Origin of the sequence: Halomonas campaniensis, from assembly GCF_002211105.1 — a bacterium.
In the GTDB taxonomy this organism is placed as follows: domain Bacteria; phylum Pseudomonadota; class Gammaproteobacteria; order Pseudomonadales; family Halomonadaceae; genus Vreelandella; species Vreelandella campaniensis_A.
This window is the reverse complement of sequence record NZ_JPUA01000043.1, coordinates 98,879-112,358: the sequence shown is the minus strand read 5'-3', so window position 1 is coordinate 112,358 and position 13,480 is coordinate 98,879. Positions and strand designations below refer to the sequence as shown.

14 protein-coding genes are annotated in these 13,480 nt (G+C 58.6%); 3 read left to right on the top strand and 11 right to left on the bottom strand.

Annotation, left to right across the window (positions count from 1 at the left end; all coding sequences use genetic code 11):
• Positions 1-7 precede the first annotated feature (7 nt).
• The 7 genes from JI62_RS19995 to dctP form a co-directional block, all read right to left on the bottom strand.
• The gene (locus tag JI62_RS19995) at positions 8-703 is read right to left on the bottom strand and encodes a PspA/IM30 family protein (RefSeq protein WP_088701861.1); all 696 of its coding nucleotides are present in this window, start codon (positions 701-703) and stop codon (positions 8-10) included.
• A 68-nt stretch (positions 704-771) separates the two neighbouring features.
• Entirely contained in the window at positions 772-1,230 is a 459-nt protein-coding gene (locus JI62_RS19990) for a DUF2170 family protein (protein ID WP_240513313.1), read from the bottom strand.
• 133 nt (positions 1,231-1,363) lie between these two features.
• The gene (locus JI62_RS19985; protein WP_088701859.1) at positions 1,364-2,902 is read right to left on the bottom strand and encodes a malonate--CoA ligase; all 1,539 of its coding nucleotides are present in this window, start codon (positions 2,900-2,902) and stop codon (positions 1,364-1,366) included.
• Positions 2,899-4,266: a malonyl-CoA decarboxylase gene (locus JI62_RS19980; RefSeq protein ID WP_088701858.1), complete on the bottom strand. Its 1,368-nt coding sequence runs from the start codon at positions 4,264-4,266 to the stop codon at positions 2,899-2,901. Before JI62_RS19980 ends, JI62_RS19985 begins: the two co-directional genes overlap by 4 nt.
• 11 nt (positions 4,267-4,277) lie before the next feature.
• The gene (locus tag JI62_RS19975) at positions 4,278-5,612 is read right to left on the bottom strand and encodes a TRAP transporter large permease (protein ID WP_088701857.1); all 1,335 of its coding nucleotides are present in this window, start codon (positions 5,610-5,612) and stop codon (positions 4,278-4,280) included.
• Positions 5,613-5,614: 2 nt separating this feature from the next.
• Positions 5,615-6,136 (bottom strand): TRAP transporter small permease subunit, encoded by a 522-nt coding sequence (locus JI62_RS19970; RefSeq protein WP_088701856.1) that lies wholly within the window; start codon positions 6,134-6,136, stop codon positions 5,615-5,617.
• A 102-nt stretch (positions 6,137-6,238) separates the two neighbouring features.
• Positions 6,239-7,234 (bottom strand): TRAP transporter substrate-binding protein DctP, encoded by a 996-nt coding sequence (dctP, locus tag JI62_RS19965; protein ID WP_088701855.1) that lies wholly within the window; start codon positions 7,232-7,234, stop codon positions 6,239-6,241.
• Between the two features lie 154 nt (positions 7,235-7,388).
• Between dctP and JI62_RS19960 the strand changes: the two genes are divergently transcribed.
• From JI62_RS19960 to JI62_RS19950, 3 genes are all read left to right on the top strand, one after another.
• Positions 7,389-8,072, top strand: a complete 684-nt coding sequence (locus JI62_RS19960; protein ID WP_088701854.1) for a GntR family transcriptional regulator — start codon at positions 7,389-7,391, stop codon at positions 8,070-8,072.
• Between the two features lie 152 nt (positions 8,073-8,224).
• Positions 8,225-9,232, top strand: coding sequence for a GlxA family transcriptional regulator (locus JI62_RS19955; RefSeq protein ID WP_088701853.1), 1,008 nt, complete (start codon positions 8,225-8,227; stop codon positions 9,230-9,232).
• Positions 9,223-10,386 (top strand): MFS transporter, encoded by a 1,164-nt coding sequence (locus tag JI62_RS19950; RefSeq protein WP_088701852.1) that lies wholly within the window; start codon positions 9,223-9,225, stop codon positions 10,384-10,386. The genes JI62_RS19955 and JI62_RS19950 overlap by 10 nt, the downstream gene beginning before the upstream one ends.
• On the opposite strand, the gene JI62_RS19945 is transcribed toward JI62_RS19950, so the two are convergent.
• The 4 genes from JI62_RS19945 to JI62_RS23020 form a co-directional block, all read right to left on the bottom strand.
• Positions 10,383-10,829, bottom strand: coding sequence for an HAD family acid phosphatase (locus JI62_RS19945; RefSeq protein ID WP_088701851.1), 447 nt, complete (start codon positions 10,827-10,829; stop codon positions 10,383-10,385). The genes JI62_RS19950 and JI62_RS19945 overlap by 4 nt on opposite strands.
• A 9-nt stretch (positions 10,830-10,838) precedes the next feature.
• Positions 10,839-11,906 carry an MBL fold metallo-hydrolase gene (locus JI62_RS19940; protein ID WP_088701850.1) on the bottom strand — a complete coding sequence of 356 codons (1,068 nt, stop codon included), beginning with the start codon at positions 11,904-11,906 and terminating at the stop codon, positions 10,839-10,841.
• Positions 11,903-12,979, bottom strand: a complete 1,077-nt coding sequence (locus JI62_RS19935) for an ABC transporter ATP-binding protein (protein WP_088701849.1) — start codon at positions 12,977-12,979, stop codon at positions 11,903-11,905. The genes JI62_RS19940 and JI62_RS19935 overlap by 4 nt, the downstream gene beginning before the upstream one ends.
• The coding region (locus JI62_RS23020) for an ABC transporter permease (protein ID WP_240513312.1) at positions 12,967-13,480 on the bottom strand (514 nt) is incomplete at its 5' end. The genes JI62_RS23020 and JI62_RS19935, both read right to left, overlap by 13 nt.

The following is a 13,480-nucleotide window of genomic DNA, read 5'->3' as shown; positions in this document are numbered from 1 at the left end:
TTAACGCTTATTCCTGTGCGGCGTTTTTCTTCGCTTTCAGGCGCGCTAGCACGTCGTCTGCTTTACGATTCTGGCCACCCACACCGGCCGCTTTCAAACGGGCTTCCAGCGAGCTGCCGCTCTCTTCTGCGGCCATATCGTCAGCCGCCTGCATTTGCGCTGAGTTAAGCTGTTGGCGCTCTTTAATGCGCTCCAGGGATTCCATGGCGCTGCTCATGGCGCTGTTCTGGCCCGAGTGGCGAGCGGCCACGGCGGATTGGGCTTTCTGCGCTGACTCAGTGGCTTTGACCACGCTCACTTGTTGCTTGAGCTGGCGGAGCTGGTTGTCGGTGCCACGAATGGCGCCGCGCAGTTTTTCGATGCTGGCGTCGTACTCACTAATAATGGCACGCTCCGCTTCCAGGTCATCCTGTAGCGCCACCATGCGCTCGGCGACTTCCACCGCCAGCGCTTCCTCGCCTTTATCCAGCGCGGCCTCAGCGCTTTTCTCCAGCTCGGCAATTTTGCTTTCCAGGGTGTCGGCTTTATTGCTGTTTAGCTGGCGCTGGCCCATCAGTCGGGTGAGTTCGGTTTTAGATTGGCTCAGGTGATTTTCCGAGTCGCGGATTTCCTGGTCTAAAATGCGCAGCGCCTGGGAGTCCACCACCGCTTGACCGGTTTCATTTGCTTTGCCACGCAGGGCGGTCATGATTTTGCTTAACATAAGAAATTTCTCTTAAAAAAGGAGTGTAAAGTGCCACCTAGCAGGTGACATTGACCAATTAACGAACGTTAGGCGAAATGGGTTTGGATCAGTTCGGCGACATCCATGGCGGCACTGGCCGTGGCGTGCAGCTCGGCGCAAATTGATTCAAGTTTCGAGTCGCCAAACAGTTGTCCGTAAGCCACATAAAAGTCGTGACCGTCGATTTCGACAATGCCCACGGAAGCCAGCGGTAACGCAATGCCCTGGCGCAGCAGTACTTCGTTGAGCTCTGTGGTGTTTTTAACGCTCTCCACGGCAACGATAGGCGCCATGGCGACCCACTCATTTTCGCTGCGCGACAGGGTAATCGGCAAGTTGCCGTAATCGTTAAGCTCCCAGATCAGGGTCTGATTTGTCTCATCCAGGCTGATAGTGCCCTCAGGCCACTCAAGGGATCCATCTCCAGCGCTGTTGTGCGCTGGTTGACTGACTAACTTATATAGCTCGGTGGCGGTGATGCCATTGGTAACGGTAGGCGTAGTCAAGGCAGTCTGCTCCATCGTTTGTTAAGTGACCTTACCTTAACATTTCGTAGAGCAAATGGTTCCTTTTCGCAAAAAAATGCCCCGCATGCTGCGGGGCAAAATCTTGGGAGAATTGTGCTTTCAAGACGGATAGTTAGGAGGTTCGGTAAGTGTCGTTGAACCGCTTGCGCAGTTCATTTTTCTGTACTTTGCCCATCGTATTGCGCGGCAGTTCATCGACAAAGAAGACCCGCTTGGGCTGCTTATACTTAGCTAACCGGCCATCTAAATGGGCGATGACTTTCTCCTCTTCAAGCTGGTTTTCTCCAAGCTCAGCGCCTTGCTGTCGTACAACGACGGCGGTAACGCCCTCGCCCAAGTCAGGGTGCGGTAGACCGATGACCGCGGATTCGGCAACTTGATCGAGCTCGTCGATCACCTGCTCCACCTCTTTGGGGTAGACGTTGTAGCCGCCGGAAATCACCAGGTCTTTGTCACGACCGACGATATGCACATAGCCTTGCTCGTCGACCATGGCGAGATCGCCGGTAATGAAAAAGCCGTCGTCTAATAGCTCCTCACGGGTTTTTTCAGGCATCCGCCAGTAGCCGATAAACACATTTGGGCCACGAATTTGCAGCATGCCAATCTCACCCAAAGGCACCTCGTCGCCGGTTTCCCTGTCGGTAATGCGCATCTCCACGCCGGGTAGCGGCATACCTACGGTGCCCGCCCGCCGTGCCCCCTCATAGGGATTGGAGAGGTTCATATTGGTTTCGGTCATGCCGTAGCGCTCAAGAATCGCATGCCCCGTTTTGGCTTCAAACGCCTCGTGGGTCTCGGCGGTGAGCGGGGCAGAACCAGAAACGAACAGCCGCATGTTGGCGGTCGCTTCTGGGGTCAGTCGTTCGTCCTGCACCAGACGGGTATAGAAAGTGGGTACGCCCATCATTACGCTGCCACGGGGCAGCTCGTCAAAAATCACATCGGCATCGAACTTGGGAAGGAAGAGCATGCTGGCGCCCGCCATCAGGGTGACGTTGCAGGCGACGAACAGACCGTGGGTATGGAAGATTGGCAGCGCATGGATCAGCCGGTCATCAGCGCTGAAGTGCCAGGCTTTGGCCAGGGTCTCGGCGTTAGAGGCGAGGTTTTTGTGCGTCAGCATGGCGCCTTTGGAGCGCCCGGTGGTGCCCGAGGTGTAGAGAATCGCGGCCAGGTCGCGCTCGCCAAGCGCTACGACCTCCTCTCGTGGCGTTGCCGCTTGGGCGGTTTCCATCAGGCTGCCATCGGCGGCGCTGCCCAGGGTGGCCACCGCCGGGCAGCCGGTTTCAGCAGCGAGCGCCCTCGCTTGCTCTGCTAGTTGGGGGCGACAAACAAACAGCGCCGGCTCTGCGTCGTTTAAGAAGTAGCGTATCTCATCGCCGGTATAGCCGGTATTTAAAGGCAGATAGACGCCGCCGATGCGCAGGCAGGCCAGGTAAAGCAAAATGGCTTCAGGGCTTTTGTCCACCTGCACGGCAACGCGGTCGCCTTGCTTAACGCCTAACTCGGTTAGTGCGCCGGCAAGTTGCGCACTGATGGTCAGCGCATCGGCGTAGCGATAGCGGCGGCCGTCGCGGGTGGTAATAAAATCGGCCTCTGCGCACTCGCGCATTTTGGCCGCAAAGGTTTCAAATAGGTTGTGGCTCATTTGGTGGTCTCTCCCTTGGCCAGCTTGCGGGCGCGTTTGGCGAGGTCACGCACCTCATTGGAGCAAGCAACGGTCGCCTTGGCGGTATAGTTTTCGTGATTGCGTTCGATATCGTCCAGCACATAGAGGTAGTTAACCATCAGTCCGGCGGCTTGTTTAAAGCCCTTCTCGGAGATATCGCCCAACCAGTTAATGCGGTGGAGTTCAGCGCCGTTGCCGAGGTGAAAGCGGGCCACCGGGTTGAGTGGCAGGCCGTGGCGGTTCTTCTCTTCGACCAGATAGCGGGCGGCTAGCGGGCGAATAATGGCTTTGAGCTCCTCTTCGCGGGCTTTGTCCTGATGCCATCCCGGTGTTTCAAGCCCTTTGAGTGATTTACGCAGCGACGCGGGAAGCTGCTCATCCTCACGCTGCTCCTGCAGCCACTGGGCGAAGCCAGGCACCGGCGAGAGCGTAACGAAGTATTTAAGCTGCGGTAGCTCCTGGGAGAGCTCCTGGACTACCTGCTTGATCAAAAAGTTACCGAAGGAGATGCCGCGCAGCCCGGTCTGGCAGTTGCTGATACCAAAGAACGCCGCTGTATCGGCATCTTCGGGGTCGTCGATACCTTTTTTGCTATAGCTGCTTTCGCCAGAGAGGATGGGCTGAATACGGCTTGGCAGACCCTTATGCAGGGCCACCTCCACAAAGATCAGCGGCTCGTCACCAATCGCCGGGTGGAAAAAGGCGAAGCAGCGCCGGTCACGGGCATCCAGCCGCCGACGCAGATCGTCCCAGTCCTGAATTTCGTGTACCGCTTCGTAGCGGATGATCTTCTCGAGAATCGACGCGGGGGTGTTCCAATCAATACGCTTGAGCATCAAAAAGCCGCGGTTGAACCAGGAGCCGAACAGATGGGCGAAATCGTCGTCAATAGCCGCCAGCTCGGGCTGCTCACGTAGCAATGCCAGCAGGTCTTCACGCATTTTAACCAGCTCATAGGTGCCGTCGCTGGCCAGGTTTAAACGCCGGAAAAGCTCTTGGCGTCGTGGCTCGCAGGCTTCAAACAGGCGCTGTAGCGATTGGTTGTCGCGAACCTCTTGATAGGCCAGATAGGCCGCGTCAATGGGGCCGGGCTCGGCCGCAAAGTCAGCCGTCAGGCGGGCAAAGAAGCGGCTCTTCTCAGCCGCCGAAAGGCGCTGGTAAATCGCCAGGGCGCGGCTTGCCAGTGCAATGCTGGAGGCTTCGCCATCGCTTTCCAACAGCTTGTGGCAGGCGTTAACCAACTGCCCATGGTCGGGCGTTAAGGTCTCGGGATGGCGGCGGCGCAACAGTGCGTCACGCTGGGTGATGTTGTTGAACAGCTCCTGCAAAAACAGCATGTTCATGGTCGAACTCCTTAACCCATGATCAAGTTAGGTAGCCAAAGCGCGATGCCTGGGAAGAGACACAGCAGCAAGATACCCAGCACCATGCACAGCGCGTAGGGCAAGCTTCCCATCAGAATGTCGCGCAGCGAAATATCCGGCGCGATGCCTTTAATAATGAACAGGTTGAGGCCCACCGGCGGCGTAATCAGGCCAATCTCAAGGTTGATCGTCAAAATCACCGCAAACCAGTAAGGGTCGAAGTTAGCCGCCAGAATAATGGGTAACAGAATCGGCGCGGTCATTACGATCACGGCCACGGGGGGCAGGAAGAAACCGGCCACCAGCAGGAAGAGGTTAATCACCCCCATCAATGCCCAGCGGTTGATCTCCAGGTCGGCAATCGCGGCGGCCACGGTTTGGGTAATAAACATGGAGGAGAGTGCATAGGCGAACACTTCTGCGGTGGCGATCACCAGCATGATCATTACGCTTTCCCGCAGCGAGTCGCGCATGATCAGTTTGATCGGGCCCAACTGCCACATGCGGTAGATCAGAATCGCCAGCGCCAGACAGAGGAATGCACCCACGCCCGCCGCCTCTGAAGGTGTTGCCACCCCGCCATACAGGGCAAACAGGATGCCCGCGACCACGCCTAGGAAAGGCAGAACACGGACGAGCGCTTTCAGGTTGGTATCTACATTCTGTTTAACGTTCTGTTTGAGTCGTTCGACCGACTCCGCCATCGGGTTGTTATAGCCACCGGCCAACTTGCAGGCGATCATCGTCCAGATCATGAACAGGCCCGCGAGCATAAAGCCTGGCACTACCCCGGCAATAAACAGTCGACCAATAGAGGTTTCGGTGGAGATGCCGTAGATAATCATGGTGACCGACGGCGGAATTAGAATGCCCAGAGTGCCACCTGCGGCAATACAGCCCGCGGCGACGCCATCGGGATAGCCGCGCATGCGCATTTCGGGAATGCCCATTTTGCCAATCGCTGCACAGGTGGCGGGGGATGAACCCGAGAGCGCAGCAAAGATAGAGCAGGCGCCGATATTGGAAACCGCCAAGCCCCCCGGCAGCTTGCCCATCCAAAGATCCAGCGAGCGATACAGGTCGCGCCCGGTGGGGGAAGAGGCCACCGCGGCGCCCATCAGAATAAACATCGGAATGGCGACAAAACCAAACTCGGCGATGCGGTCAAAAAAGGTTTCCCCGAAGTAGGTGAGCTCGGACAGGCCACGGTCGTAAATCAGTGCCAGCAGCGATACACCGCCCAGGGCAAAAGCGATAGGGGTGCCAATAGCCATCAGCGCAATTAGCGCGATGGCGACAATAATACCTAAGGTAATGGGATCCATGCTTAGCTCTCCCCACGCAGAATTTCAGCCACATACTGCAGCGACAGCAGGGTGGCGCCGATGGCCATGGGCAGCAGGGCGGGCCACAGCGGTGGATTCCAGACGGAACCCGTGGTCCATCCGCCGTGGAGTGCCTCAAATACATACACCCAACTGGCATATGCCAGGGCGGCACAGAAACCCAACCCAAACAGCGAAGCGATCAAACGCATGATGGTGCGGGAAATGCCGCCCAGCGCATCGGGAACAATAGTGATGGCGACATGGCCACCGGTCATCAGCACATAGGGGCTGCCCATCAGCATCGCTGCCGTTACCGAGAAGATAGTGAATTCGGTCTGCCAACTGGTGCTCATTCCGAGTAAGTAGCGAATAAATACCATCTGGCAAATCACTAATACGCCAGCGATAAACATGGCGCAGGCTAAATAGGCGGAAAGCCGCGAGAGCCTATCCATGACGCGAATGTAGCCGCCAATGATGCCCCTGCGTGCAAGGGCATTGTGAGTCGTTACAGGTGCCATATTTCCCTCTTCAAGCCGGTTATCTCGCCAAGCTAAGCAAGCATCAGTAGAAGGCGGCCACTCCGGTTGGAATGGCCGAGCCGTTAGGCAATTAGCGGTTGCTTACTCGACGGCCAGCGCTGCATCGATAATGGCTTGACCGTTGGGAACGTTCTCTGCAAAGTTTTTGTAAGAGGTCTCCTGGGCTATCTCCAGCCAAGCGTTGTAGTCCTCTTCGCTCATGCTAACGACCTCGACGCCGTTCTCCTCGTAAAGCTCGACCATCTCCTGATCGATGGCGGCAGCCTCTTCAGCAAAGAAGGCTTCTGCGGCTTCACCGGCTTCCATCAGTGCCGCCTGCTGCTCTTCGTTAAGCCCTTGCCACACCTGCTCGGAGATCAGAATTGGCTCGTACATAAACCACAGCGCGAAGTCGCCTGGCTCGGTCAAACACTCGACCTGTTCGTAGAGGCGGAAAGAGATAAACGACATCGACGAGGTGTTTGCGGCGTCCAGAACGCCGGTTTGCATGGCGGTGTAGACCTCGGAAGAGGGCATAGAAGCGATGGAGGCGCCGGCGGCTTCTAGCATCTCTTCAAAGGCGGGGCCAGCGGCACGCAGGTTCTGGCCCTCGACGGTATCGGGTGAGGTTATGCAGCGCTCGCTAGAGGCAAAGCCGCCTGATAGCCATGCGTCTGAGAGCACTCGAGCACCGCCATCGAGGATCACCGCTTTGATCATCTCCATGTATTCGGAGTCATTCAGACGCTGCGCGTGTGCCTGGTTGCGCACTAAGCCAGGCATTAGCGTGGCAGAAAACTCTGGGTGCCGACCGCTGGCATAATCCAGCGGCAGCGAGGTGATATCCAGGCGGCCCCGGGCCAGGGCGCCCCACTGTTCGCGCGCTTTGAACAGCGATTGGCCGGGGTAGACTTCTATGGTCAGACCCACATCCGCTTCGGCCACGTGGCGGGCCATCATTTGTACCATTTCATCGCGGACATCCCCCTGGCCTCCAGGAAATTGGTGGGACGCGCGCAGCACGGTATCGGCGGAGGCTTGGGAAGCCGCAATGGCGAGACCAAGGGCGGCGGCAGTAGAGATCAAATAGCGTTGCATGTGCGTCTCCAACAGTTGTTGTTGTGTGTTTGGATGAGCTTAATATGTTTATCAGCTAGGCTGATATATATATCAATAGGCGCTACGTATGCTAATGTCAACTATATGGCAGCATTAAACGGCTAAGATGGGCCGCGATCCAAGGAGGTAAAACATGACGGGCACCAAGCGATCCAATGCTCAGCGCTTAAGAGATTCTCTTGAGGATGACATCATCAATGGCCGCCGTTTACCGGGAGAGCGCCTGGATCCAGAAGCCTTGGGTCGTGAGTTTGAGGTCTCGCGTACCCCAGTGCGCGAAGCCTTTCAGCAACTGGTCGCCAGCGGCTTGGTGACCGTTTCGCCTAAGAAGGGCACCTTCGTTGCGAAAGTGGGCATTGATCAACTGATCGAGATGTTCGAAGTGATGGCGGAACTTGAAGGCATGTGCGGACGCCTAGCGGCACGGCGGATCACCGAGCAGGAACTGGCCGCATTAAAAGAAGCCCACCAGCGCTGCGAAGCAGCGGCGCTAGCCGGTGATAGCGACGAGTACTACTACGAAAACGAAGGCTTTCACGACTGCATTTACACCGCTAGCCACAACGCCTTTCTGGCCAGCGAAGCGCGTCAGCTGAAGCAGCGTTTAAAGCCTTACCGGCGCCTGCAGCTCCAGGTGCGCCAGCGGGTAAATAATTCCCTCAGCGAGCACCAAACCATTGTGGAAGCCATTGAACAGGGCGATCCCGTGGCGGCGCAGCAAGCCCTGAGCGACCATGTGTTGATTCAGGGTGAGCGCTTTAGCGACTTCGTTTCCAGTGTACGCCGCATGGAGGCGCCGCTTGAGAGGACGGGCTGACTCCAGCCCTTAATTCCAGCCCCTGATTCCAGCCCTAGGCCTAGTGAATTTATCGCTATGTCCCTATCGGTGGGGTAATCGTCCTTGCCGACATAAGCCGCAGCGCTGACACTCTCTCTAATGCTTCGATTCCCCCTTAGCGGAGAGAGACTGTGACTCGCCATGTTGCTCTATTTGCCTACCCCGACTGCCAACTGCTGGATGTCAGCGGCCCCTGGCAGGTGTTTGCCAGCGCCAATGCGCTAAGCTCCCAGCCGCTCTACCAACTGACCCTGGTCGCCGATGCCGTTGGCCCGGTTGCCACCAACGGCGGCCTAGCCGTGCACGCTACGCACACCTACCATCAACTGGCTAATTTACTGCCCCTGGATACGCTGTTGGTGGCGGGGGGCAGTGGTGTGATGCAGCAGCGTGATATAGCCGCTGTGAAACAGGCGCTTTGTGACGTCGCCCCAGCGGTTCGGCGGCTTGGGTCGATCTGCTCAGGTGCATTTTTGTTAGCCGCTACAGGGTTGCTGGATGGCTGCCGTGTTACCACCCACTGGCGCCATGCGCCTCAACTGGCGGATGAGTACCCCGCACTAAGCGTTGAGCCCGATGCGCTCTATATCAAAAGCAACGGCCGCTACAGCAGCGCCGGTGTTACGGCGGGGATTGATTTGGCGCTTTCGCTGGTAGAGGCAGATCACGGTGCTGATCTGGCTGGCCGAGTGGCCCGTGAGTTAGTGGTATTTTTACAGCGCCCAGGTGGACAGTCCCAGTTCAGCGAGATACTGCGGCACCAACAAGAAGCGGGGCCGCTGCGCCGCTTGCTGGATCAGCTCCACGCCGATCCCAGCGTGGACCATGGGATTGAGAGCATGGCGGATATGATGGCGGTCTCTCCACGCCATTTAACCCGGCTATTTAGACGCTACTTAAATACCACCCCCGGCGCTTACCTCACCCAACTACGCCTTGAGCAAGCGCGTCTGGCGCTGCTCAACGGTCGCGAACAGCTCTCCCTTGAGCGCCTGGCACAACGCTGGCGGCTGGGTGGGGCGGAGCAGCTGCGCCGCCAGTTTCAGCGCTATTACGGCGTATCGCCCTCGGTCTATCGCCAGCGCTTTGCGTCTTCCCATACAGATGATTCTATTCAGGAGAGCGTTTCATGCCTTTAACCGTCACCCTATTGTCGCTCTGCCAGGCGCTACTGGTTACCGGTAATGTTTTGCTGATTGCCGTCTCGCCGCTGATTGGGGCCTCTTTGGCGCCAAGTGCGTCCTGGTCGACTGCGCCGGTCGCCACCCAGTGGCTGGGGTTGATGTGTGCCACCATACCTGCCTCGTTAATCATGGCCAGGCTAGGGCGTAAACGCGGCTTTGTGCTGGGCAATATCATCGGATTGGTGGGCGCGCTGACGGCCGTACAGGCGCTGATCGGTGAGCATTTTGGGCTATTCCTGCTGGCCACCTGGTTGATTGGTATCGGCATTGGGTTTGGCCAGCTCTATCGCTTTGCCGCGGTGGAGGCCGCTCCCGCGCAGCTGCGCGACCGGGCGATTGGCCTGGTGATGGGGGGCGGTGTGCTGGCGGCGTTCGCTGGGCCGTGGTTGTCTAGGGTGAGTCGTGAGCTGGGAGAGGTGCCATTTCTGGGCAGCTTTATGGGGTTAGCCGCGATCTACGCACTGGCGCTAGTGGTGCTGATGCTGACACGGCTACCGCCTGCATCCCGTACCCACGGCGAAGGCAGCGCACTACCGTTGGGCAAGATACTCCGCCAGCCTGGATTTATTGTGGCGGTGAGCGCGGCGATGGTCGGGTATGGCGTGATGAATCTGGCCATGACCGCCACGCCGCTCGCCATGGCGGGGGCAGGGCACCACTTTAACCACGTTTCCATGACCATTCAGTGGCATGTGGTGGCGATGTTTTTACCCTCGTTCTTTACCGGCCATTTGGCCACCCGCTTCGGCGCCAAGCAGGTCATTGTGGTGGGCTGCCTGCTGCTGGTAGCAAGTGCCTTGGTCGCCCAGTGGGGTATCGGCTTAGCCGGCTTCAACGTGGCGTTGATTCTGTTGGGCCTGGGTTGGAACTTCACCTTTTTGCCCGCCACCGGTCTGCTTACTGAGAGCTACCGCCCGGTAGATAAAGCGCGCACCCAGGCCGCCAACGAGTTTTTAGTCTTTGGCACCGCCGCTATCACTGCGTTGCTCGCTGGGCCCATGGTCAGCGGCTTAGGCTGGGCGACGCTTAACCTACTGCTAATCCCCGTCGCACTGGTGCCCTTGGCAGTGCTGGTGTGGCAACAGCGAGCGAGGCTGGCAAGCGCTTAAAAATCCCCCGGCGCGCACTGCAGGCAAGTAAGCCCGAGCGCGCGCCACTGGGCGACCACGGCGTCACGGTCATCCAGCACCAGCCAAGGTGCAAAGCCGTCGCTGCGCATTTGCTCGAGCAGGGCAGCTTTTACCTCTTCATCATCCACATGATCATCGCCTTCAGGGCGCAGGTACATGGCATCAAAGGGGATGGTGTGGCGCTCTAACCAGCGCTGGGTATGCGCCCGGTGGCTATCCGGGCGGCCGCTGCAAATCACGATCTGCTGACCTTGAGCCTTCAGGATCTTAACCAGTTTGGCCACCGCTTCGATCACCGGCGCTTCGGCCATATGGGCAAAGAAGGGTTCCCACTGTTTTTGGCTGCCCAGCACCCAGTCGCTGACCTGGTGGGGATGAAACTCGGCTAAGGTACCGTCAACATCGACAATGACTGCGGACATGAAAACTCCCTAAACAGAAAAGGTGACTAAACGTGAATGAGTAGAGAAACGCTGGGCAGTGCAGAGGCGATCGCCTAGTAGCCCCTGCCAGGCGTTTAATTCGCTATCACTAAATTGGGTAAATAGCGGCATTACTTGTAATGCGCCCAGTTGGTTGGCGAGCGCTACCAGATGCGAGGCACGCAGGTGAACATTCCAGCGCTGCCAGCTTATTTCAGCCGCGGCTAACTGGGCGCGGCGATCAGGGGTTAGATAACCAGTGTGAAGCAGGTGGTGTTCGGGCCACTGTGCCGGCACATCGTTGCGGTCACACATCAACTGAAGGGTTGGCGAGCAAGCGTTTTGCCGTGCTAACAGCGAGCGAATCGAGTGGTCGAGCCCTGGCCGACGCAGTGTTACAGGCAGTGCCAAGAGCGCGGCCAGGTTGTCGCGAATCACGGGGTCGATAGCAAGCGTTAACTGTCGCCGATCCGCCTCTTCCGCCAGCCATAGTGCCATTTCCAGGGCGCGACCGGTCTCCGGCACCGGAAACGCCAGTGGCTGATCAAGGCGTTCACTAATAGCCTGAACACAATACGCTTGGGGCTGGTCGTAGCTGCCGTAGGAGGCATCCAGTAGCGCAATACGCGCCGGTGGTGGTGTATCAAACGGAAAAAGGCGTGATTCAAAACAGGCGTCGCCGCTATAGAAAATGCCGCCTCCCACCGCTAAATGCAGCCACACTCCGCCTAGGGAGTGCCCCGCCTGACCGGTGGTAACGGTGATGCCTTCCACCTCTAACGTGCCGCGTTCGGGCAAGGAGCGCCACGCGCGGTTGTGAGGCAAGGCCTTGGCTACCAGCGGCGTGCAGTAAAGTGGCACGTCCTCTGCTAGTTCGGCCACGCCGCCGATATGGTCAATATGGTCGTGGCTAATCAGTACGGCATCCACATCCAGGTTGTTCGCCCAAGTCATGGTGTCATCCGGGTGGAGTGCTCCGCCTGCATCCAGCAGTAGGCGTTTTCCCTGGGCTTCTACCACTATCGCAGCAGGCCCTTTGGCGCCTAAACCACTGAGAATCTCGATAGTGACACTCATTGGTCGGGCTCCAGGCACCAGCCCTGATGAAGGTCGACGGCAACCTGGCTACCCAGGTCAGGCGCGCTGGGATGGTAGGCCAGCAGCGTTTCCCCGCTGGGCAGGCGCAGTGTGAGCTCATAGCGCTCGCCGCGGAAAATCACGCTCTCCACCTGGGCGGCAAGCTGTTTATCTGTGTGAGCTGCGGAGGATGCGGGTGCTGCGCTGATCTGGATATGCTCAGGGCGCACCAGCACGCTTTGGGTTCGCTCGGACGCGATGGCATTCAGTCCGCGCATCAGGGCAGCGCCCTCAAGACGCTTTCCGGGGTGGCCAGCGGCGACCTTTAATTGGCTGCCCTGGCCGATAAAGCCCGCTACCCAGGTAGTTCGCGGCTGCCGATAAAGCGTTTCGGGGGCGCCCCACTGAATCAGCTTACCCGCTTTCATCACGGCGATTTTATCCGCTAGCGCCATGGCTTCGGTTTGGTCGTGGGTGACGTAAACCAAGGTGGCGCCGGTACGCCGATGAAAATCGCGGAAGCTGTGCTCCATGGTGGCGCGCAGGTGCCGGTCAAGGTTGGCCAGCGGTTCATCCAGCAGCACCACCGAAGGGTCGCTCACCAAACAGCGCGCCAGGGCGACGCGCTGGCGCTGGCCGCCACTGAGGGCCTGGGGCATGCGGTCGGCATAAGCATCGAGCTCCACCAGGGCCAGGGCCTGCTGCACCTTTTGGTGATACGCCGCCCCGCGCAGGCCACGCAGTTTGACCGGGTAGCCGACGTTGTCCGCCACGCTCATATGCGGCCATAGCGCATAGGACTGGAACACCATGGCCATATTGCGCTGTTCAGGCGGCATATGGGTATCAGCGCTTGCCAGGGTACGATTGGCTAATTGAATCGTACCGTCGTTGATTGTCTCAAACCCCGCCAACATGCGCAGCATGGTGGTTTTGCCGCAGCCACTGGGGCCGAGCAGGGCGACAAACTCGCCGGGATTGATCGTCAGCGACAAGGCATCCACGGCCGTCTGTTCGCCAAAGCGCTTAGTCACGCGATCGATCATTAGCCCTGATGTGCCTAGCTCTGCCATGGGATCACTCCTTTGGGTAACCGCGGCGCCAGTAAACTGAGCGTCAGCATCAGTGAGGCGACCATGACCACCACCAGCACTGACACCGCAGAGGCCAGCACGCTTTCGCCGCCCTCGTCGAGGTTGAAAATCAGTACGCCGAGGGTTTCGTTACCGGCGCTCCAGAGTAGCGCTGAGACGGTCAGTTCGTTGACTGCCAGCAGAAACACCAGCAGGCCGCCTGCGAACAGCGCGGGCGCCACCAGCGGTAATATGATGCTGCCCAGGCGCCGCCAGGGGCCTGCCCCCGCGAGCTGCGCCGCCTCTTCAAGAGAGGGATCGAGCTGCGCCAGGCTGGCGGCGACAGGCTTGACGCAGACCACCAGAAAGCGCGCCAGGTAAGCGATGAAAATGAGCCCCAGGGTGCCGTAGAGCGCCACATTGATAATCGGCAGTGGGCGGACAAAGAGCAGAATGCAGGCAATCGCCAACACCACGCCGGGAAGCGCATAGGGGATCTCG

Coding starts and splice junctions, on each gene's coding strand:
- JI62_RS19995 (WP_088701861.1), bottom strand. CDS start 703: ATGTTAAGCAAAATCATGACCGCCCTGCGTGGCAAAGCAAATGAAACC.
- JI62_RS19985 (WP_088701859.1), bottom strand. CDS start 2,902: ATGAGCCACAACCTATTTGAAACCTTTGCGGCCAAAATGCGCGAGTGC.
- JI62_RS19980 (WP_088701858.1), bottom strand. CDS start 4,266: ATGAACATGCTGTTTTTGCAGGAGCTGTTCAACAACATCACCCAGCGT.
- JI62_RS19975 (WP_088701857.1), bottom strand. CDS start 5,612: ATGGATCCCATTACCTTAGGTATTATTGTCGCCATCGCGCTAATTGCG.
- JI62_RS19970 (WP_088701856.1), bottom strand. CDS start 6,136: ATGGCACCTGTAACGACTCACAATGCCCTTGCACGCAGGGGCATCATT.
- dctP (WP_088701855.1), bottom strand. CDS start 7,234: ATGCAACGCTATTTGATCTCTACTGCCGCCGCCCTTGGTCTCGCCATT.
- JI62_RS19960 (WP_088701854.1), top strand. CDS start 7,389: ATGACGGGCACCAAGCGATCCAATGCTCAGCGCTTAAGAGATTCTCTT.
- JI62_RS19950 (WP_088701852.1), top strand. CDS start 9,223: ATGCCTTTAACCGTCACCCTATTGTCGCTCTGCCAGGCGCTACTGGTT.
- JI62_RS19945 (WP_088701851.1), bottom strand. CDS start 10,829: ATGTCCGCAGTCATTGTCGATGTTGACGGTACCTTAGCCGAGTTTCAT.
- JI62_RS19940 (WP_088701850.1), bottom strand. CDS start 11,906: ATGAGTGTCACTATCGAGATTCTCAGTGGTTTAGGCGCCAAAGGGCCT.
- JI62_RS19935 (WP_088701849.1), bottom strand. CDS start 12,979: ATGGCAGAGCTAGGCACATCAGGGCTAATGATCGATCGCGTGACTAAG.